Source organism: Cellulomonas sp. P4_H12, assembly GCF_056400905.1.
Window position 1 is genome coordinate 1 of the sequence record NZ_JBFUKJ010000135.1, and the last position, 548, is coordinate 548.

Below are 548 nucleotides of genomic sequence, written 5' to 3' on the forward strand. Positions count from 1 at the left end.
TCTCACGACGCGGATTCTTCGGGGTGACAGGCTCGATCGCCGCCCTCGGCTGGCTGCACGCACCGTCGGCCTCCGCCGGACCGGGTGCGCCGGTGCCGCCGCCGCACGACATGATGCAGCAGATCCGGGTGCACGGATAGGCCCCCCGCCACCGGCCCGACGAATCAGCGACCCACCGCCTCGTCGAACTGCGCCCCGGTACCCGCCTGCCCGGTCACGCAGCCACATGCCGGTACCCCTCGATACAATTCGTACATGGATTCGAGCAACGGATTCGGCGAAGTCGGGACGGTGTCCGAGCACCTGACCGCACTCGACGCCACCTGGGCGGCGCTCCCCTGCCCGCCGATCTGCCCGCCACCGCTGCCGCGCAACGGGACGGGGCCGTCGGACCGGACCACGTGGACGCGATTCGACAGGTGCTGCGAAAGGTCCCCCGGGCCGTCGAGGCCGAGAAGGTGGACGCGCCCGAGCAGGTACTTGCCGAGCCTGCCCGCTCGTCCACCCCTGACGCCGTCGCCGCCGGCCAGCAGTTGCTGGCCTACCTC

At 71.5% G+C, this 548-nt stretch carries 1 protein-coding gene; it reads left to right on the forward strand.

What is annotated here, in order from left to right; genetic code table 11:
- Positions 1-350: 350 nt before the first annotated feature.
- Positions 351-548 (forward strand): DUF222 domain-containing protein (locus tag AC1DQC_RS20180; RefSeq protein ID WP_477053002.1); only part of this gene is annotated, 198 nt, incomplete at its 3' end.